Annotated in this window: 18 protein-coding genes; 11 read left to right on the top strand and 7 right to left on the bottom strand. The window is 41.4% G+C overall.

Annotated elements, in window-relative coordinates; all coding sequences use genetic code 11:
- Positions 1–36: 36 nt before the first annotated feature.
- Positions 37–2,454 (bottom strand): hypothetical protein, encoded by a 2,418-nt coding sequence (locus tag AC5EUN_RS01075; RefSeq protein ID WP_094148664.1) that lies wholly within the window; start codon positions 2,452–2,454, stop codon positions 37–39.
- Positions 2,455–2,685: 231 nt separating this feature from the next.
- Here AC5EUN_RS01075 and AC5EUN_RS01070 point away from each other — a divergent pair, with 231 nt between their 5' ends.
- On the top strand, positions 2,686–4,509 hold the full coding sequence (locus tag AC5EUN_RS01070; RefSeq protein ID WP_078389970.1) for an acyl-CoA dehydrogenase C-terminal domain-containing protein: 1,824 nt from the start codon (positions 2,686–2,688) through the stop codon (positions 4,507–4,509).
- 340 nt (positions 4,510–4,849) lie between these two features.
- The gene (locus AC5EUN_RS01065; protein WP_094148665.1) at positions 4,850–5,611 is read left to right on the top strand and encodes a substrate-binding domain-containing protein; all 762 of its coding nucleotides are present in this window, start codon (positions 4,850–4,852) and stop codon (positions 5,609–5,611) included.
- A gap of 124 nt (positions 5,612–5,735) precedes the next feature.
- Here the strand turns inward: AC5EUN_RS01065 and hchA are convergent, their stop codons facing one another.
- Positions 5,736–6,605, bottom strand: a complete 870-nt coding sequence (hchA, locus tag AC5EUN_RS01060; protein ID WP_062032281.1) for a glyoxalase III HchA — start codon at positions 6,603–6,605, stop codon at positions 5,736–5,738.
- Positions 6,606–7,258: 653 nt separating this feature from the next.
- Between hchA and AC5EUN_RS01055 the strand changes: the two genes are divergently transcribed.
- Positions 7,259–7,888 (top strand): hypothetical protein, encoded by a 630-nt coding sequence (locus AC5EUN_RS01055; RefSeq protein WP_213062757.1) that lies wholly within the window; start codon positions 7,259–7,261, stop codon positions 7,886–7,888.
- Positions 7,889–7,966: 78 nt separating this feature from the next.
- Here the strand turns inward: AC5EUN_RS01055 and hemW are convergent, their stop codons facing one another.
- Positions 7,967–9,121: a radical SAM family heme chaperone HemW gene (gene hemW / locus AC5EUN_RS01050; RefSeq protein ID WP_131230681.1), complete on the bottom strand. Its 1,155-nt coding sequence runs from the start codon at positions 9,119–9,121 to the stop codon at positions 7,967–7,969.
- A 124-nt stretch (positions 9,122–9,245) separates the two neighbouring features.
- Here hemW and AC5EUN_RS01045 point away from each other — a divergent pair, with 124 nt between their 5' ends.
- On the top strand, positions 9,246–9,707 hold the full coding sequence (locus AC5EUN_RS01045; RefSeq protein ID WP_131230683.1) for a DMT family transporter: 462 nt from the start codon (positions 9,246–9,248) through the stop codon (positions 9,705–9,707).
- A 101-nt stretch (positions 9,708–9,808) separates the two neighbouring features.
- Complete coding sequence (locus AC5EUN_RS01040) at positions 9,809–11,110, top strand: MATE family efflux transporter (protein WP_131231016.1); 1,302 nt, start codon at positions 9,809–9,811, stop codon at positions 11,108–11,110.
- 55 nt (positions 11,111–11,165) lie between these two features.
- Here AC5EUN_RS01040 and AC5EUN_RS01035 read toward each other — a convergent pair whose 3' ends face one another.
- Positions 11,166–11,375: a DUF1737 domain-containing protein gene (locus tag AC5EUN_RS01035; protein ID WP_004691402.1), complete on the bottom strand. Its 210-nt coding sequence runs from the start codon at positions 11,373–11,375 to the stop codon at positions 11,166–11,168.
- Between the two features lie 193 nt (positions 11,376–11,568).
- Between AC5EUN_RS01035 and AC5EUN_RS01030 the strand changes: the two genes are divergently transcribed.
- On the top strand, positions 11,569–12,867 hold the full coding sequence (locus AC5EUN_RS01030; protein WP_131230685.1) for an ABC1 kinase family protein: 1,299 nt from the start codon (positions 11,569–11,571) through the stop codon (positions 12,865–12,867).
- A gap of 129 nt (positions 12,868–12,996) precedes the next feature.
- Entirely contained in the window at positions 12,997–13,251 is a 255-nt protein-coding gene (locus tag AC5EUN_RS01025) for a type B 50S ribosomal protein L31 (protein ID WP_004691406.1), read from the top strand.
- Between the two features lie 123 nt (positions 13,252–13,374).
- On the opposite strand, the gene crcB is transcribed toward AC5EUN_RS01025, so the two are convergent.
- Positions 13,375–13,752 carry a fluoride efflux transporter CrcB gene (gene crcB, locus AC5EUN_RS01020; protein ID WP_131230687.1) on the bottom strand — a complete coding sequence of 126 codons (378 nt, stop codon included), beginning with the start codon at positions 13,750–13,752 and terminating at the stop codon, positions 13,375–13,377.
- A gap of 368 nt (positions 13,753–14,120) precedes the next feature.
- Between crcB and AC5EUN_RS01015 the strand changes: the two genes are divergently transcribed.
- Entirely contained in the window at positions 14,121–14,453 is a 333-nt protein-coding gene (locus AC5EUN_RS01015; RefSeq protein WP_131230689.1) for a HopJ type III effector protein, read from the top strand.
- Positions 14,454–14,671: 218 nt separating this feature from the next.
- Here the strand turns inward: AC5EUN_RS01015 and AC5EUN_RS01010 are convergent, their stop codons facing one another.
- On the bottom strand, positions 14,672–15,232 hold the full coding sequence (locus AC5EUN_RS01010) for a hypothetical protein (protein ID WP_004691412.1): 561 nt from the start codon (positions 15,230–15,232) through the stop codon (positions 14,672–14,674).
- Between the two features lie 173 nt (positions 15,233–15,405).
- Between AC5EUN_RS01010 and AC5EUN_RS01005 the strand changes: the two genes are divergently transcribed.
- A complete protein-coding gene (locus AC5EUN_RS01005; protein ID WP_131230691.1) occupies positions 15,406–16,047 on the top strand; it encodes a class I SAM-dependent methyltransferase in 642 nt (213 codons plus the stop codon).
- A 63-nt stretch (positions 16,048–16,110) separates the two neighbouring features.
- Here AC5EUN_RS01005 and AC5EUN_RS01000 read toward each other — a convergent pair whose 3' ends face one another.
- Entirely contained in the window at positions 16,111–16,584 is a 474-nt protein-coding gene (locus AC5EUN_RS01000; protein ID WP_131230694.1) for a Holliday junction resolvase-like protein, read from the bottom strand.
- Positions 16,585–16,707: 123 nt separating this feature from the next.
- Here AC5EUN_RS01000 and AC5EUN_RS00995 point away from each other — a divergent pair, with 123 nt between their 5' ends.
- Positions 16,708–17,352, top strand: coding sequence for a ParA family protein (locus tag AC5EUN_RS00995; protein WP_131230696.1), 645 nt, complete (start codon positions 16,708–16,710; stop codon positions 17,350–17,352).
- 137 nt (positions 17,353–17,489) lie between these two features.
- The gene (locus AC5EUN_RS00990) at positions 17,490–18,611 is read left to right on the top strand and encodes an AI-2E family transporter (RefSeq protein WP_171519344.1); all 1,122 of its coding nucleotides are present in this window, start codon (positions 17,490–17,492) and stop codon (positions 18,609–18,611) included.
- Positions 18,612–18,722 lie beyond the last annotated feature (111 nt).

The following is an 18,722-nucleotide window of genomic DNA, read 5'->3' as shown; positions in this document are numbered from 1 at the left end:
TAAAAAAGAACCTCCGCAGAGGTTCTTTTTTTCAGATTAATTCATGTGTTTCTGTACGGCTTTATAGGTCTCGTAATAGGTCGAATCGCTAAAGAAGTCGATATGTTCAAGCGTCATACCCTGAAGTGACTTTTCGGATTGCTGACCTTTTAAATCATCGGCAAATGCTTTAGCAAAGATTTGTGCAGCCTGAGCTAACTTTACAGTTTGCTCTGAATCTACACTATACATGTCCTTAAATTCATCTTGGTAAACCTGTGCAAATACAGCTTGTTTGGTCTTGTATTTCTTCACCAAATTTTTCCAGTGCTGGTTTTCTTTTGCATCTTCCAACGCATCATCAACTATATTCGCTACAGATTTGCCCAGCGCATCAAAATCTTGCACCTGCTCTAAGGCATGTTTTTGACGTAGTTTCTGCAAACGTTTAAGTCCTGCACCCTTTGGTTCCTCAATATCGAGGAACTCATAAGCATAGACTTCTGAAATTTCATTGATAGTCGCTGAGCTATAGTAACGAATATACTCTGGACGCTGAGCGGCAAATACCAAAGCAAATACCGTTTGGTACGCTTTGACTTCAGAAGGGTAACGTGCATAACTTTTCTGTGCAACCTGCTGATAATATTCAGAAATATCTTGAGATAAAGCTGTCGAGCCTGATGATGCGCTCTCTACACTTGATGAATCTGCACCTAACGGGCCCAGCATGCCTTTCACTACATTTTCCAGCAGTGAACCTTTAGACACTTCCTCAATCGATTTGGCATTTCTTAAAGCTTGACGGTCAATGGCGCTCGCACTGCCATAATTAAACACCTGATTGGTGCTCTTAATTTGTAGCTTACCAATTTGCTCATCGCTAATCACAATGTTGTAATCCATGTTTTGCGCACGGCCTTTTTGGTCCAGTCCAACATCCATCACAAACGGTGAACGCTCACTACCCAGCTGTGCCATGATTGGTGTAATTTCAGCCTGATGTTTTTGCCAAAGTTGTTTAAATCTTTGTGCATCTACCAGTTGTTCTGTTTGATAGGCGGTAAAGAGCGGTTTCAACGCTTCCAAAACATTGGTCGCCGTTTGTCCAAAAGTCTCCTCTTCTACAACTTCATTGGCTGCTTTAGGTGCAAGTACATCAATCTCTTGATAGTCACGACAAACTGTTACTTTACCAATTGGAATATTTTTATTGTTTATCAGCGCATCGCAAGCTTCTTCAGACAGGGTATTTGATGTTACAGCATCAGATTCTTCAGTTTCTGTTTCTTCTGTCTCAGCTTCGGCATATTCATCCACTTCTTCATCATATTCATCATCAGCCTCACCATGAGTATGAGCATCCGCCTCAGCTTCTGGTACATCTTCATACACATACAAATTAAGTGAATGTGCCTTTTGATTAATCAACTGAGTCACACGCTCTAGTGATTCATGAGCTAGATCTTCACTAGTGCTAGTCGCAGTACCCTCTGCTTCTTGTTCCGCCTGCATTGCTTCATTCGCGGCACTTGATGATTCTTCCGATGCTTCAATCAGACGCTCAGCATCAAAAGCTTGTATCTGCTGGGTATAGTGCAGTTTATTGACGTATTCAAACAAGCCCAATTGTACTTGTGCTGTTTCTAAGTCACCCATATAGCGAATTTTTTTGCTTAGGCCTGCTTCTTTTTCTGACTTGCTTAAATCAACACTATGCACCTGATTTGGCTCTGCCAAAGCATATGGCAGTGCATTCATCTGCTTTAAGTATTCAGCAAACTTTTTAAAATCAATATGACCGAATGCGTCTTTATGCTTAGAAAAGTCGATATAGGCAAAGCGATCCTGACTTTCACGATTCACCATAAACGGCATAAAGGCAAAGTAGTTGGTGTAAAATTTATAATCATTAAAATCAACCACCATCGGCAACTGTGCTTGCACTTGTAGGGTTGGTTTTTGATAACTTAACTGTAAAGTCAATGCTGCCAATTTTTGACGGAAATGCACAGAACCTTGATAACTAAACTGTAAGTCATTGAGTAAATTTACCAAAGACTCTGCGATTTGAACCTTAGCAGAACGTGATTCTCCACTGCCATACAACGATGCATACGGATTTTGTTCACGCGCAAGTGCATCATATAAGGCTTGTTTTTCTTTGGTGGTAAAGGAAATCTTTTGATTTTTTAATAGTTGATCTAATTGTTTTTTCAGCTCTGGATCTAAATTCGTCCCATTTGACTGAGCATTGGACTTGGAATTTGGCTTGGACTCATTAAAATTAAAGTCAGATTGAATAGAGAACTGACCTTTAAAATCATAGCTGGCATTTTCAAACATGGCATTAAGGCCTTGAGTGGCTTGTTGCCCGAGCTGCTGATCTGAAGAGGCATTGGATTTAATGACATGCTGAGTACACCCACTGATACTCAAACCCAATAAACAAAGTGTTATATATTTTAAGCGCATAATACTTGCTGAAAACCTGAGTTAATTATAGTTTATTAAAAAAGTACATGATCAAAAGACCATCGAGTCAGTGTAACAGAACTGTCTTTTTAGATTGATGATTTTATCTACCAATTCGCCTTTCTGACATTTTCTCAAGTCGGATCTATCAATGTATTTTGATACGATGTATGAATAATGAAATGATCGATTTAAATAATCCAATACTATTTCTAAATTAGGATTACACACATGCCTGCATATAAAGCTCCCTTACATGATATTCGCTTCTTAATGAATGAAGTGCTGGACTATCCTGCACATTATCAAACCCTATCGAATGGTGAAGCTGCCGACGCTGATACGGTAGATATGATCTTAGAAGGCGCAGCAGATTTTTGTGAAAATATTTTATCTCCTTTAAACCAATCGGGCGATGAAGAAGGTTGTACCTTCGACAATGGTGAAGTGAAAACTCCAAAAGGCTTCAAAGATGCTTATGACCAGTTTGTCCAAGGTGGCTGGCAAGGTTTGTCTTTCCCTGAAGAGTTTGGCGGTCAGAACCTGCCTCAATCTTTAAATCTGATTAAATCGGAAATGATGGGCACAGCAAACTGGTCTTTCCAAATGTACCCAGGTTTAAGCATCGGCTGTATGAACACCATTTTACAGTTTGGTACAGACGAACAGAAAAATCTGTATATGCCGAACTTAGTGGCAGGTACATGGTCAGGTACCATGTGTTTAACTGAACCTCAGTGTGGTACCGACTTAGGTCAAGTAAAGACCAAAGCAGAATTAAATGCCGATGGCACTTATAACATCTCAGGCACCAAAATCTTCATCTCTGCAGGTGAGCAAGATTTAACTGAAAACATCATTCACATCGTACTTGCTCGTCTTCCAGATGCACCTGCAGGCACCAAAGGCATTTCACTGTTCATTGTGCCTAAATTCTTGGTCAATGCAGACAGTAGCCTTGGTGAACGTAACCCTGTGACCTGTGGTTCAATTGAACATAAGATGGGGATTCGTGCTTCTGCAACCGCAGTGTTGAACTTTGATAATGCTGTCGGTTACTTGATTGGTGAGCCAAACAAAGGCTTACATGCCATGTTCACCTTCATGAACACCGCACGTATCGGTACAGCAATTCAAGGTATTGCACATGCTGAGCTTTCATTCCAAGGCGCACTTCCATATGCCAAAGAACGTATGTCGATGCGTGCACTTTCTGGCAAGAAAGACCCTGAAAAAGTCGCTGATGCCATTATTCATCACGCTGACGTTCGCCGTATGTTACTGACACAAAAAGCGATTGCTGAAGGCGGTCGTTCAATGATTTATTATGCAGCACAAATTGCAGACAAAATGGCAGATGCACTTGAGCGTGGCGATACTGCTGCATTTGAAGCACATGATGATCACTTAGGTTTCTATACCCCAATTTTAAAAGGGTTCTTAACTGAATTGGGCTTGGAAGCTGCAAACCACGGTATGCAAGTCTATGGCGGTCATGGCTACATTAAAGAATGGGGTATGGAGCAAATTGCACGTGATGCACGCATTGCGACATTGTATGAAGGCACAACAGGTGTTCAAGCACTTGACTTAATTGGTCGTAAAGTACTTCTGACCTCTAAAGGTAAAGTGATTCGCGACTACACCACTGAAATTTTAAAATTCTGTGGTCAACAGGCACGCAACAAATACATGCGTCGTTTTGCATGGGACTTAACCAAAGTATGTGCGCAGTGGAATGCCTTAACTGTTCGCATTATGCTGGCAGCCCGTAAAGACCGTGACGTGGTATCTTCAGCTTCTGTCGATTTCTTGATGTTCTCTGGCTATGTGATGATGGCGTATTTCTGGGCGCAACAAGCGGCTGTCGCTTCAGAAAAATTGGCTTCTGGTGATGGCAAAGAATCTGCTGAATTCTATAAAGCGAAAATTAAAGTTGCAGACTTCTATTTCGAACGTTTATTACCACGTACCCAAGGTCATGCCGAAGCAATGGTCAATCCTTCAAAAACCATGACTTCTTTAGCACCTGAACACTTTAGCTTTGATTACTAATTAATAGTGTCAAAATAATAAAAAGAGCGCCTAGGCGCTCTTTTTATTTCTTGTCCGACCTTACAATCCAACTCCCCCAGCAACTTAGCTGTCGCTCCAATTTTCTGGCCTCATCTTTAGACTTTGGTAAAAGCGTCCCCTACACAGTTAAAAAGAGTTCTCTACGCTCCCTGATAGTTTTTTAGAGTTAGCGCGTTAAAAATTTTGTCATGGCTCTGTCTTTCTACAACTTAAATTTAAGTAAGAAAATGGCGTTCATATTTAAAAAATCATTTAATAGAAAAAATAATATAAAGATTCAAATACATCAGAAAAACAAATATCAATAAAGGGAATAACAATGTCAAAAAACTATAAGTTCAGCCACTATATATTTCCGCTCATGCTGAGCTTTTTATCAATGAATACTATAGCTGCAATCAATGTTTATGGCCCAGGTGGGCCAGCACCAGCGATGCATGAAGCAGCGAAACAATTTAAAAATAAGACAGGGATAGATGTCCATGTAACCGCTGGTCCTACTTCACAATGGGCCGACAAAGCCAAACTCGATGCCGACATCATCTATAGCGGTTCAGAAGCGATGATGTCAGATTTCGAAAGCGTATTTGCTGACAAAATCGTAAAGGACTCGATTGAACCACTCTACTTACGCCCTGCTGCCATTTTAGTCAGAAAAAGAAATCCAAAACATATTCAAGGATTTAAAGACCTAAGCAAACCAAACACTAAAGTTTTGGTCACACATGGCGCAGGCCAAGTGGGCATGTGGGAAGATATTGCAGGTAGAACAGGCAACATTCAGCTCACAAAATCCTTCCGTAAAAATATCGCCATGTATGCGCCCAATACAGGCGCAGCGAAAAAAGCATGGGAAACAGACAGCAGTTATGATGCATGGTTGGTGTTCAATATTTGGGGGGTCAGTAATCCAGACATTGGGCAAATTATTCCGATCGAACCTGAACTGGTGATTTACCGTGATGCAGGTGTTGCACTGACTCAGCACAGTCTAAAAAATCCTGAAGCAAAAAGTTTTGTTACGTTTTTAAGTTCTCCACAAGGTCATGCGATTTTTAAACAGTTTGGTTGGAACAAATAAGTGCTTAATTTTAATATTTTTTCTACATTAAATATCAGTTTCCAAGCTTAAAAAATCGAACTTTTAATAAGCACATTGGACATAAAAAAGAGCGCCACGGCGCTCTTGATTGAAGAAGATATAACTACTGAACTTCGGCTAAAAGTGCTTGTGCTGCCATTTTACCCAAGGTATTCGATGCCAAAGGACTATCTCCTGTAATTAACTTACGGTCTTGAATACACTGTCCCGACATCTCTTTATTGACCACTTCAACACCCAACTTTTCTAAGCGATCTGCCAACAACCACGGTAATTCCCCCGGCATATAACCTATGTCTAAGTTTGCCCCTTGATCGAGTGCATCGGGGAACACACACATTTTATAGCCTTTAAAAATATAGTTTTCAGGCGCTTCATTAACCGCAGCTGCCAATAAACCTGCTGGCCCATGACACAGCGAAATGACAAATTTATCTTTTGCCACCGCCCACTTCAGTAAGGTTTTTAAGTCTTCACTGTCAGGTAGACCAATTAAAGCACCATGCCCACCGGGAATAAGAACAGCCAAATAAGGAGAGTCATCACCTAAACTGTTTTTCAGTACATCTGCCAGTTTTAAAGGTTTCTTAAATTGGGCTAAGTATTTTTGGAATGTTGCAGGCACGACAGCGTCTTCATGGGGCATCGCCCACATTTCAAGTTTAACTGGATTGCCGGATAACGTCGCAATATCAATGTCAAAGCCCGCGCGGTCTAAATGATACATAGGCAGTAAAGTTTCTACTGGGTGGTTGCCTGTGGAGAAGAACTTGCCATTTTTCATCAGTAGATAACGCTCATCGCTTGCGACCATCAAAACTTTTTTATGCCCAATATAGGGTGTTGGATAGTCAGTTCCATCGAAGTCGGTTTTACTGGCGGTATATTGGGAAAGTGAATAAGGTGATGGAAAAAACGCATTATCTTCAGCTAAATCAGGGCTTGGATTACGGTCTTGGCTGGTCTGTGCCATGCTGATTCTCCTTTATTATTGCTTGGTTATTTTCAGTTTTACGAAACCTAGAGTTCTGTACCACAGCTCATTTATTCAGCATAACAAAGTTTCAACGTGGCTCTGTTTTAAGATGTAAATATAAGCTTGCCTGTATGACAAGATAAAAAATTGAACAATAAAAAACCCCGACATCCTGTCGGTGTTTTTCGTATTAAGTGCTGAGGTATGACTCCTGTCGTACCTTCGTCCTTGAGCTGATCTTTATTGTTATTCTATTGGAGCATCCTGCTCTCTATGATTCTATAATAAAAAAACTTACAGGCAGGCGTATAGGCGCAAAAAGCGGGAATTGATGTAAGCTAATTCGTACAAATTAAATAGAATTCATCTTATTATAAATTTTAAGACTTCCATAAAAATCTAAAAATACTCAGGATTAATCAATGATCACTTATGGCATCTACGGATATGAAATTACAAAAACTGCTGAATTATAGGGTTTCAAACTGACCCCACGCTCTCAAAACCATAGAGAAGTTAAAAAATTAGCCGCAGATCGAGATCATTATCATTTAACGGGATTTCTTGAAATAGATGAAAATCAAATTTTAAATCAACACACTTTAATTTTTGATTTACAGGGTATCTTATCTTTTATTGATCAAAAGAATGTGATTATTACCCATCCCTTACGCCCGCATGAAACCGATCAAACATTAGATCAAGACTATCCCTTAAAAATTACTTTTATTGGACGATTAAATGGTATTGGGTCTCTGATTTTAAGAGATACAGTTAGCCCTGAATCTAGAAAAGATTGTATACAAAAAGCTCTCAATAAATTGAAAGAGCCTGACCAAAACCAAGGAGTTTTTCGTAGTGCTTTTTTTAAATCTATAGAGCCGTTTAGAGGCAGTGAGAGCTTCATTGATGTAAATTATTATCTGCTTTTTTCTGCATTAGAATCATTAAGTCGATATCATCTTGATGATTATGATTCAAAGAATGTCTCCACTCCTATTGCAAAATTTCTTAAGCCATATAACTTTGATATATCTCAAGACAATGTCAAAAATTTAACACAATCCGTTTCCACATATACCCATTTACGCAATGCTTTATTTCATAATGGAAAATTGGAATGTGAGCCAAATATAAATGGAACATATATAAAACTCGAAATGTCAGAATATTATGCTAATTTCAGTATGCTAGTCCCACTGGTGATGTTGAAATATATCGGCTTTGATGATGGTTATACTAATTGGAATTCTTGGCTTGATCGAATGCCATTTAAGTAATCATCCAAGTTAAAAAATTGGCTTGAGATCTTCACTCAAGCCATGATGGTAATTCATACAATCATGGCTTTATAAAACTTAGATAAACTCTTCCAACACTGAGTTTAAAAATATATGCCCCTGCTCGGTACATGCTAAGCGCGTGGCATCATCCACCATTAATTTTCGACTGCGTAGTGAGTCTAACGCTTCAGCCAAACTATCCAGATTCAAACCTGTCCGCTGCGCATAATATTCAGCAGACACACCCGTATTTAAACGCAAAGCATTCATCATAAATTCAAATGGAAGTTCGTCGGCTTCAATCCGCTTAAACTGCACATGCTCCGCAGGAACTTTAGCCAAATAGTCTTTGGGTAAACGAGTTTTCTGGAAACGATAGACTCCATCTGGCTGTGTAACTTTGGCATGTGCACCAGCCCCTATCGCTAAATAGTCGCCAAACTGCCAATAATTCAAATTATGCGCAGAAGGCTGCTCTTTACGCCATGCCGAGACTTCATAATTGATAAAACCCTGCGCTTTTAAATAAGCTTCACCTTGGGCTTGAATCTCTTCAAGCACATCGTCCACAGGTAAGATAGGCTTGGTTCTAAAGAACACGGTATTCGGTTCAATCGTGAGTTGATACCATGAAATATGCGTTGCACCATTGTCTACGGCCAGCTTTAAATCCAGTAAAGCTTGTTCTAAAGTTTGCTCAGGTAAACCATGCATGAGGTCGACATTAATTCGCTGAAAGCCTGCATCACGCGCAAGACCAATCGCAGAAATCGCATCGGCGTTACTGTGAATTCGTCCCAACTTGGTCAAATGTTCAGTATTAAAACTTTGAACCCCTATCGACAACCGATTGATACCTGCCGCTAAATAATCGGCAAAAGGGTCATGTTCGACTGTACCTGGATTGGCTTCTAAGGTAATTTCACAATCGGTCTCAAAGGGCAGTAGTGCTTTTAACTGGGCAAATAACCATTGATACCCTTGTGCTGAAATCAAAGACGGCGTTCCGCCGCCAATAAACACACTATGAATATGACGCCCTTGAGCAAACTCAAGCTGAGTTTTAAAGTCCTCCACCAAAGCATGTAAATATTCTTGCTCTAGATCTAAAGACAGTTTGCCATCTGGTACCGCATGCGAGTTAAAGTCGCAATAGGGACACTTACGCACACACCACGGCATGTGAATATATAAAGACAACGGAATATTTGCAGGATGTAAATCAGTCAAGGAAGAGACTCTAAAGCACAGCGGTAATCTTGCATATTTTAACATGACTGCATCAAGACACTTATGAAATCTGTGTCTATTTGGATTAGACTGATAAAAAGACAAGAAGAATGAATGGTTTAAAATGATGAAAATATCGAGCCACTTGCTGTTTATGCTACCACTGGCCTTTGGTATTGGCATTGCTATGACTTTTCAAACGGCGCTGAATACACAGCTCAGAGAATATTTTTACTCTCCACTACAAGCCGCATTGTTATCCTTCTTCATTGGTACCTGCGTTTTAGTACTTTTGGTTGTACTCCAACCCGTCGACAAACCGCAGTTACATGATTTTTCCAATATTCCATGGTACTTATGGCTCGGTGGTTGCTTAGGGGTTTATGCCATCAGTATAAGCATCTATACTGCGCCTAAATTAGGCTTTCTCACGTTTTCAGGTTTGGTTATTTTTGGACAAATCCTGACCTCGATGATTTTTGACCACTATGGTCTACTTGGTACCGAAAAAACCCCTGTCAATTGGCAGCGTTTACTTGGTGGCGTCGTAATTTTTATTGGTGTGCTTCTCACTTTACAACGCTGAATTTATTTAGACCAAGCACATGATGAATATGAGTAATTTTTGTGTCGACTACAAATAAAATCACGTCCCATCGTTTCGAATTAAAAAAGTTATTGGTGTTAATGCTGCCCATCCTGATCACGCAGTTTTCTCAAGCGGGTCTCGGGTTAATTGATACCATCATGGCGGGGCATTTATCCCCTACCGATTTAGCCTCAATTGCCGTCGGTGTCGGTTTATGGATACCAGTGATGTTGCTATTCAGTGGCATCATGATTGCGACAACGCCGTTGGTGGCAGAAGCCAATGGCGCACGCACCCCTGAAAAAATCGCCACTATTGCTCGTCAATCCCTGTGGGTGGCCTTTATTTTGGGGAGCATTGCGGGTTTAATTTTACAAGCCATGCCGCTGTTATTGCCCCTCATGGGTGTTCCTGCAAACTTACTACCTAAAGCCAGCCTATTTTTACATGCCATTGGCTTTGGCATGCCTGCGGTGACTATGTATGCCGCACTGCGTGGATATTCTGAAGCACTTGGTCACCCACGTCCTGTGACCGTCATTAGCTTAGCGGCCTTGGTCCTTTTGGTTCCACTGAACTTTGTCTTTATGTATGGTTTCGGCCCGATTCCAGCACTCGGTTCGGCAGGCTGCGGATTTGCCACTGCGATTTTACAATGGATCATGTTTTTCACCTTGGCCACTTATATTTTTAAAGCCTCGGCATATCAAAAAACTCAAGTGTTTAGCACTTGGGAGAAGATGGATCGCTACTGGATCGAACGTATTTTAAAACTTGGTTTACCTATTGGCTTAGCTATTTTCTTCGAAGTCAGTATTTTTAGTACCGCTGCGATTATTCTCAGCCCATTGGGTGAAACCATTGTGGCTGCGCATCAAATTGCAATGTCGGTCACCTCTCAGCTGTTTATGATTCCGATGTCCCTTGCCATCGCCCTGACTATTCGTGTCGGGACTTATTATGGCGAGAAAAACTGGGAGGCTATGCGAAAAGTGCAAAAACTCGGAATGGCTACAGGTACGGTTTTGGCGCTGATGACCATGCTGCTGATTGCACTGTTTCGTCCTGAAATTGTGGCGATTTATACCTCGGATCATGAAGTATCGGAAGTTGCGATGTATTTACTGCTGTTCGCACTTGCCTATCAGCTGATGGATGCTTGGCAAATTAGTGCCGCAGGCTGTTTACGCGGCATGCAAGATACCAAAGGCCCAATGTGGATCACCATGGTTGCCTATTGGATCGTGGCTTTCCCAGTCAGTATCTATTTAGCGCGCTACACCAACATAGGTGCAGCAGGTGTTTGGATTGGACTGATTGTCGGTTTAAGCGTGGCGTGTGCCCTTCTCTTGCTCCGTCTTTATAATAACAATAAACGCCTCAGTCAGGACTATCCATAAGTCATGCATGGCATGGAATAGGAAGGAGCCAGACTCTTCTCCTATTCCCGGTGTTCTACTGTTGTGCCAAAGCGTCTTTTAGACCTTGTGGCACTTCACTTTCATCCTCAACGTCTTTAACCACCACCTGCCCCACGATCACCTCACTGCCATTAAAGGTCATGGTGGGTGAACCATACAGGCTATAGCCTTCATTGAGTGCTTTGGTGACGCGCGCACAAAAATGCACATCGTCCTTGCCTGTAAAATAACGATAAACTTTCATTTATTTCAAACTCAAAATTTTTCGCACAGTGTAACGCGATTTTTAAATGCAGCGACATCTTGTGTGCAATTCACTCAATTGACCACTATTATTTAAATAGAAACATCAGCTTAACAATTTAAAGTAGGCAGTTTTGCATTTGTCGCCTATGATCAAATCTGAGATGTAATGAAGATGCCCCGAGGAATATCGCATGGCAAATACGACTCGTACGCCTGGTCGTCGCTTTATGAAACTTGCCAGCATGACGGCAAGTATCGCAACCAAGACTGTGACCAATTCAATTAAAAACTTCAATGCCGATGAAGATAAAAAAAATGCGGCGCGCAGTCAGCTTTTTCAGGACATTGGACTTCAAATTGCAGACACCTTAGGTGAAATGAAAGGTGCCGTGATGAAAGTCGGGCAAATTGCATCTCAATACAAAGATATTTTTCCGCCTGAAGTAGCACGTGCAATTAGTAAATTACAACGCCAAGCGCCTGCGATGCCTTTTCAAGAAATCAAAGCTCAAGTTGAAAAAGAACTCGGCAAACCGCTCAATCAAATATTTACCGCCTTTGATGAACAACCCTTTGCCGCAGCTTCCATTGGTCAAGTGCATAAAGCCACTTTACCGAGTGGTGAACAGGTTGTGGTTAAAGTTCAATATCCGGGTGTGGAAGAAGCCTGTGAAAGCGACTTAAAACAAGTCCGTTTAGCGCTACGCCTAATGGGCGTACTTAAAATTGACCGTAAGCTGCAAGATCAACTCTTTAAAGAAATTCAGGACAGTTTAGACAATGAGCTAAACTATCAAATAGAAGCCCAAAACTTAGAGGTCGCAAGAACCTTTCATCAAGCGTTAGACTCTAAAATTATTATTCCTCAAGTCTACAAAGACTATTCAAGCCGTCATATTTTGACCTTAAGCTTGGAGCACGGCGAAAGCATTGAAACTGCCAGTACATGGTCACAAGACACACGCAATGAACTGGGGCGTCGTTTATTTCGTGCCATTGGCCGTGAGATTTTCTTCTTAAAACGTTTCCACTGCGACCCCCACCCAGGCAACTTTGCCTTTCGTGAAGATGGTAGCGTAATCGTATATGACTACGGCGGTGTAAAAACCCTATCGACTGAAATCGTGATGCATTTTAAGCAGCTGATTCAAGCAGCGCGCGACAGTGATATCTTGGTCATGGAACAGCAACTGACTGCTTTGCACTCCATGTCTGAGCAAGGCAAGTTCCCTGCCGAACTGTATGAAGCATGGTTAGAGGTGCTCATGCGTCCACTGACTACTTTGTATGACTTTGCTGAGAACTCAGCGCATCATGATGGTATTGAACTGGTCAAACCATCGCTAAAATACTGGGATGTATTTAAACCTTCACCCGATACACTAATGGTCAATCGCACAGTCTCAGGACATTATTGGAACCTGATTCATCTCAAAGTGCACGACAACCTCAATGATCTATTTGAAGAGTTGGTGCCACCTCCTGCCTAAATAAGAACTGCGGGCACGATAAAATCGCTACAACTCAATAAACCCAGTTACATAAAGGCACTGGGTTTATTTTGACTTCTTTATTGTTATATTATAACATTTCAAAATAATACATTTAAGGAGAAGTCTATGCGTGCCAATATTCATCCAGAGTATCGTGAAGTCCTGTTCCACGACACCAATGCCGACGCGTTTTTCGTGATCGGTAGTACCTTACAAAGTCATCAAACTCGTGAGTATGAAGGCAAGACTTATCCTTACGTCAGTTTAGATATCTCAAGTGCTTCACATCCGTTTTATACGGGTGAGCAACGTCAAACCAGTAATGAAGGTCGTGTTGCAAGCTTCAATAAACGTTTCGCGCGTTTCAAACGCTCACAATAATTTCATTTTTCTTTAAGCTATACGCGTTATAGTAAAGATATCAAGAAGCCTAAGACCTCCTCCAGCTTAGGCTTCTTTTTTATGCGTTCTTTTCTGGTTCCTATTTTGACCATCTTTTTTTTCTTAATGTTTAAGCACACTATCCAACAGATAAAATCCGATCCCAAGCACGATGACGCCCACCACTAAACTTGACAATGCATAGCTCAACGCTAGGACAGGTTGTCCCTGTCTAAATAACTGAAAAGTTTCGAGGCCAAAACTCGAAAATGTCGTAAAACCGCCCAATATGCCCACCATCAAAAATAAACGTGCTTCTTGTTGCAGTACTGGAAACTTCTGGCTAAATGCAAAAAAAACACCCGCAGCAAAACAACCGATGATGTTGATCCACCATGTCGGCCATGGAAAACTCATACTGGGTTTAAACAACCATAATCCTGCACCGTAGCGTAAACAGGCACCTATTCCGCCCCCCATTGCCACCAAGATCCAATTCATTGACCTATCCTATTCTTTACAAAATGCGGTATGGATAAGTCCGAAGTTATCCACAGTTCATCAATTATAATACTATTAAACCTGAATCAATCTACCCACATCAAGGCCTTTCAATATTAGACTCCCATCCTTTTAAATGCGTTTAAATATCCAGAAAACTTAGGATAAAGTATGAATTAAAGCCTGAAACAACAGCAGTTCAATAACTCAGATCCATAAATATTTGTGCTACCCTCAAAAGGCACTTTTCCCTAAAATACCTTGAGCCGATTCTTAAAATAAGCCCAAAAGTTTTATCAAATGCAAAACTCACAAACCTACACTTTTTGGGTATGATGTGGGCATAAATTTAATCGGATATATACAACATGGCACAGGTCTTATTGGCTCAGCTTGCAGCAGGCGAAGCAAAATTTTCAGATGTACTGGCATTCATTGAAGCTTCTTATACACATACACCAACTGCTTTTAAAAATGGTTTGCAGCACAATGCGGCAACTGAAAACCAAGGTAGCGCAAAAGTGTTTTCGTTTGCACAACTTCAAGGTCTCGATCAAACGCAAACTTTAAGCCTATTTGCAGAACACTATGCTTCTGTTTTAGCCACACCTGATGCAACAGATCATCAAAATATTCGTCAGTTCATGTTGAATGGATGGGACGGTATTGAATTTGACGGTACGGCATTAACTGCAAAATAAAGATAAAAAACCACGTTCAAGTTACTTGAGCGTGGTTTTAAACAAATACAAGATTAATTTTATTATCAGATATTTATAAACACTATTAACATTGATACACCTATAAGCATCCACAGATTTGACCAATAGGTTTCACGTGGAGCAAGACGTCATATGGCTATTAATCGCCTAGAAAACATTAAAACAGCACGATGAAGTAACTCAGCGCTACTTCCACATTACCCCTTTACCCGTTCGATCCATTGGATTGAGCTGACCCGAAATACTTCACATGCTCCATCGCCCGTATCGGTCGGGGTTAAGGATGAGGTCCAGACCATATCTTTGTCTTTAATTTCAACCAACTCACCTTTTAAACGAACCAAATCACCACGTTTCACGTGTTTAATTTGTTTAGCAATTTCAGGGTTGGCTGGAATGATGTGCATATTTGACACCATTTGCATGGCTTGCTCGGCAGGCACAGGCAAACGATCGATTTTCCAGTTGAGATAACGGTCGTATTGATTCACGGTAATATGGCGTGCAATTTCAGGTTCAGCAAATAAGCCCCAACTTACGGCGTAGTCAATCGGAGAGAATTTGGCTTGTGCATCATCCGAATACATTTTAGAACCTAAAATTCGAAAATCACCTTTAAACGGTTTCAACACCGAAATCGATTGATCTTTAGAGGTCGGCGCTAAACCTTTGGCAATGTTGTAATCCACAGTTGCACTTGCACTGATGGGCAACAGCAAACTGCTGAGTAAACCGAGCAGGATAAATTTAGATTTCATTGCAAACCTCATTCCCTTCGACCTAGGAAAATACGAACCAATTTCATCTTAGTCCAGTTTCCTGAAAAGAAGCTTATTAACTTAGTAACATTGTGAACGAATTATGCAGTCTACTTTTAGCCACAGCACTTTTCAGTTAGGCTAGAGCTGAAGAACAGAGCCCAAAAACAATTATGCTTTATAAATACTATCAACAGCACATCTTTCCGCATGTCCTGAATCAGGTCATGCAAGTACCAAGCTTAATGGACAAGCGCCGCGAACTGCTTTTGCCAATTCAGGGAGAGGTATTGGAAATTGGTTTTGGTACAGGGCTAAATCTACCCTTTTATCAAAATGTCGATACTGTCTTTGCCCTTGAACCCAGTCCTGAAATTTATCATTTGGCTTTAGAGCGGGTACAAGCAGCAGCATTTGAAGTGCATCATGTACAAGCCCGTGCGGAAAAGCTGCCTTTTGCTGACCAGAGCCTTGAGCATGTAGTCAGTACATGGACACTGTGTAGTATTGCTGAGCTAGAACAGGCTTTGGCAGAAATATTACGCGTGCTCAAACCGGGTGGTACCTTACATGTGGTGGAGCATGTATTAAATACAAATAACCTTTATATTCAGCGCCTACAACACTTACTCACGCCTGTGCAAAAGCGTTTAGCCGATGGTTGCCATCTCAATCGAAACATTGAACAGGCCTTAAAAGCAGCAGGATTTAATATGATAGAACAACACTACTTTTATGCCGAAGGTATTCCGAAACTCGGACAACTGATGTTTTTTGCACGTGCTCAAAAGCCACATTCACGCGATGGGTCATGATAGTCATGTAGAAAGCATCTGCTCTATATAAAGAAATGCCTTCATGGGTAGACATTATCAAGCTTATTCGATCGTATCGAAGTCGATGCGGACCGTTTCAAAACGAACCCGCCCTGCTTGAATCGCTTGTGCAATAGCAACTTGTCCTTTGGTCAGCCTAGCCCCACCGCTTTTAATATCAATGAGAACAATTTCAATGTCCTCTGGTCGCCCTTCACCATCACGTAGGTCGGTATAACCATCAAAGACCACATAGTCGACAGGATCACCCAAAAACTTGGCATCACTAGGTAAGTATTCAAACTGAGGCATAATCGGTGCCAGTTGCTCCGCCATTTTACCTTTGAGCACTGCACGACTGGTATTGACACTGCGCTTTTGTGCATGGGTTAAAGCCTGCTGATGCTCTAGTTCTAATTCGGCAATGTAGCGCTCATATTCTGCTTTGATGCGTCCATTTCGGCTGTGACTTAAAATAAGGGTGGTCAAGACCACACCAATTGCTGCACCGATCAACATTGCCATCCATATGGACATGGTTCTTTCCTAATTTTGTGCTACAGGTAGCAAGATTTAAACTTACAACTTTGGTTTGGTGTCATATGCGACACACAAAAGAATGATATGCTAGGGGTGAGCAGAATAAAATCATTTAAGGTCATGAAAACGATATTAATCGCCAACCAAAAAGGTGGCTGTGGCAAAACGATAACCGCAATCAATTTAGCTTCGGCACTCGCACAAAAAGGTTATAAAGTGGCTTTGGCGGATGCCGATAATCAAAAATCTGCTCGTCAGTGGTTAAAACAGCGTCCAGAGCAAGTGGCACATATTCAAAGTTTAGATTGGCGCCATGAGAAATCGATTGGTGAAGTGCCTAAAAACATTGAATATTTAATTATCGATGCGCCGGGTGCGCTGTCTGGTGAGCATGCCGAACAGCTGGTCAGTGAAGCGCATGCGATTGTGACGCCACTGCAACCCTCGTTTTTTGATATTGACAGTACCCGTCGTTTTTTAAAGCATTTACAAGACATTAAACGCATTCGTAAAGGCAAAGTGCAAATTTTGCTTTTGGCCAATCGGGTCAAAGCCAACAGCGCCAGTGCCAAAGACATCCAAGATTTTTTTGCGAAAATTGAACAACAACCTGTAGCATGGATTTCAGAGCGTACCGCGTATGGTCAATTGGCAATGCAAGGTTTAAGCATATTTGATAAAACACAAAAGAATTACCTCTCCATTCAAAGTCAATGGCAACCGCTGCTCAACGCTATTGTCGATGACCCAAGTGCTTGGTTCTAAAATATTTTGCTATAGATAAAACGGGACTATTCCCTATTTATAGTCGGTTATTCACGAGAACTTACCAAGGGTACGTTCTCGTGCGCATTTTTTTCAGTTAATATGACTTTGACCTTAGAGATATAGCAGTGAATACCGTGCAACGATACGCACCAGCCTTACAAAAAGTATTGTTATTTGGACTGATTTTTATTCTGTTCTATTTGAGCTTTCAAGTCCTGAAATACTTTATTGTACCTGTGCTTTGGGCTGCGATTATTGCCTACATCACATGGCCTTTATATCACTCAGTGCAGAAACTCTGTGGACCACGTCCAACCTTAAGCGCCACCCTCATGATCAGTATGGTGGTGTTAGTTGTCGGTATCCCGCTAACCTTTGCCATCTTTATGCTGCAGCATGAAGGTCGTAATCTATTTTATGAACTACAAAGACAAGTGTTCTCAGGTCATTTAGATGTTCCGCAATTTATTCGGGACTTGCCCATTATCGGTAAAGAAGTCACCCGTACTTTAAAAGAAATCAACACCGATCCGAACAGTATTGTACAAAATGTCTCAGGCTGGTTTCAAAGCCACTTAAATTATGGTCGTTTGGTGCTGAGTGAAATTAGTAAAAATATTTTTAAACTCTGTTTTGCGGTGATGTCGTTATTCTTCTTCTATCGTGACGGACAAACCATTTTAAATCAGGTCAGTAAAGCGTTGGAGATGGTGATTGGCCCACGTATTCACCACTATTTAGACACCATTTCAGAAACCACGCGTGCTGTGGTCTATGGGGTTGGCCTGACTGCAATTGCACAAGCACTCTTGGCAGGCCTGAGCTATTTTGTTGCTGGTGTCCCAAACCCAATGGTACTGACCATTGTGACCTTTATCTTTGCACTCATTCCTTTTGGCCCTCCTGTGGCATATAGTGCCGTGTCTTTATGGTTATTCTCTCAAGGGCAGACTATTGAAGCGATTGGAGTGATGGCGTGGGGTGTCTGTGTGGTCAGCACAGCAGACAATGTGATTCGCCCATTGGTGATCTCAGGTGCAACGCAAATTCCGTTCTTGCTCATCATGTTTGGTGTATTGGGTGGTTTAGCCAGCTTTGGTATGGTCGGCTTGTTTGTCGGCCCCGTGATTCTAGCGGTACTGTTAGCCATTTGGCGCGAATGGCTACATGAACAAGTCAATGAACCCCTCATGATGCCGAAAGCGACATTGGCTTATGATCCACCTGAAGAGCCTTTAGATACGCCCAAAAAATAAGTTCTGTGAAATGACTTGAGCGCATGCTTTCCTCGAAAGTATGCGCTTTTTTATGTCAGATACAAAAACGCTGTACGGACAACATTGAACCGAAGCCCTGACTTTGTTTGA

It is taken from the genome of Acinetobacter sp. CAU_H_S170_2, assembly GCF_058890445.1.
This window is presented reverse-complemented; position numbering and strand designations above follow the sequence as displayed.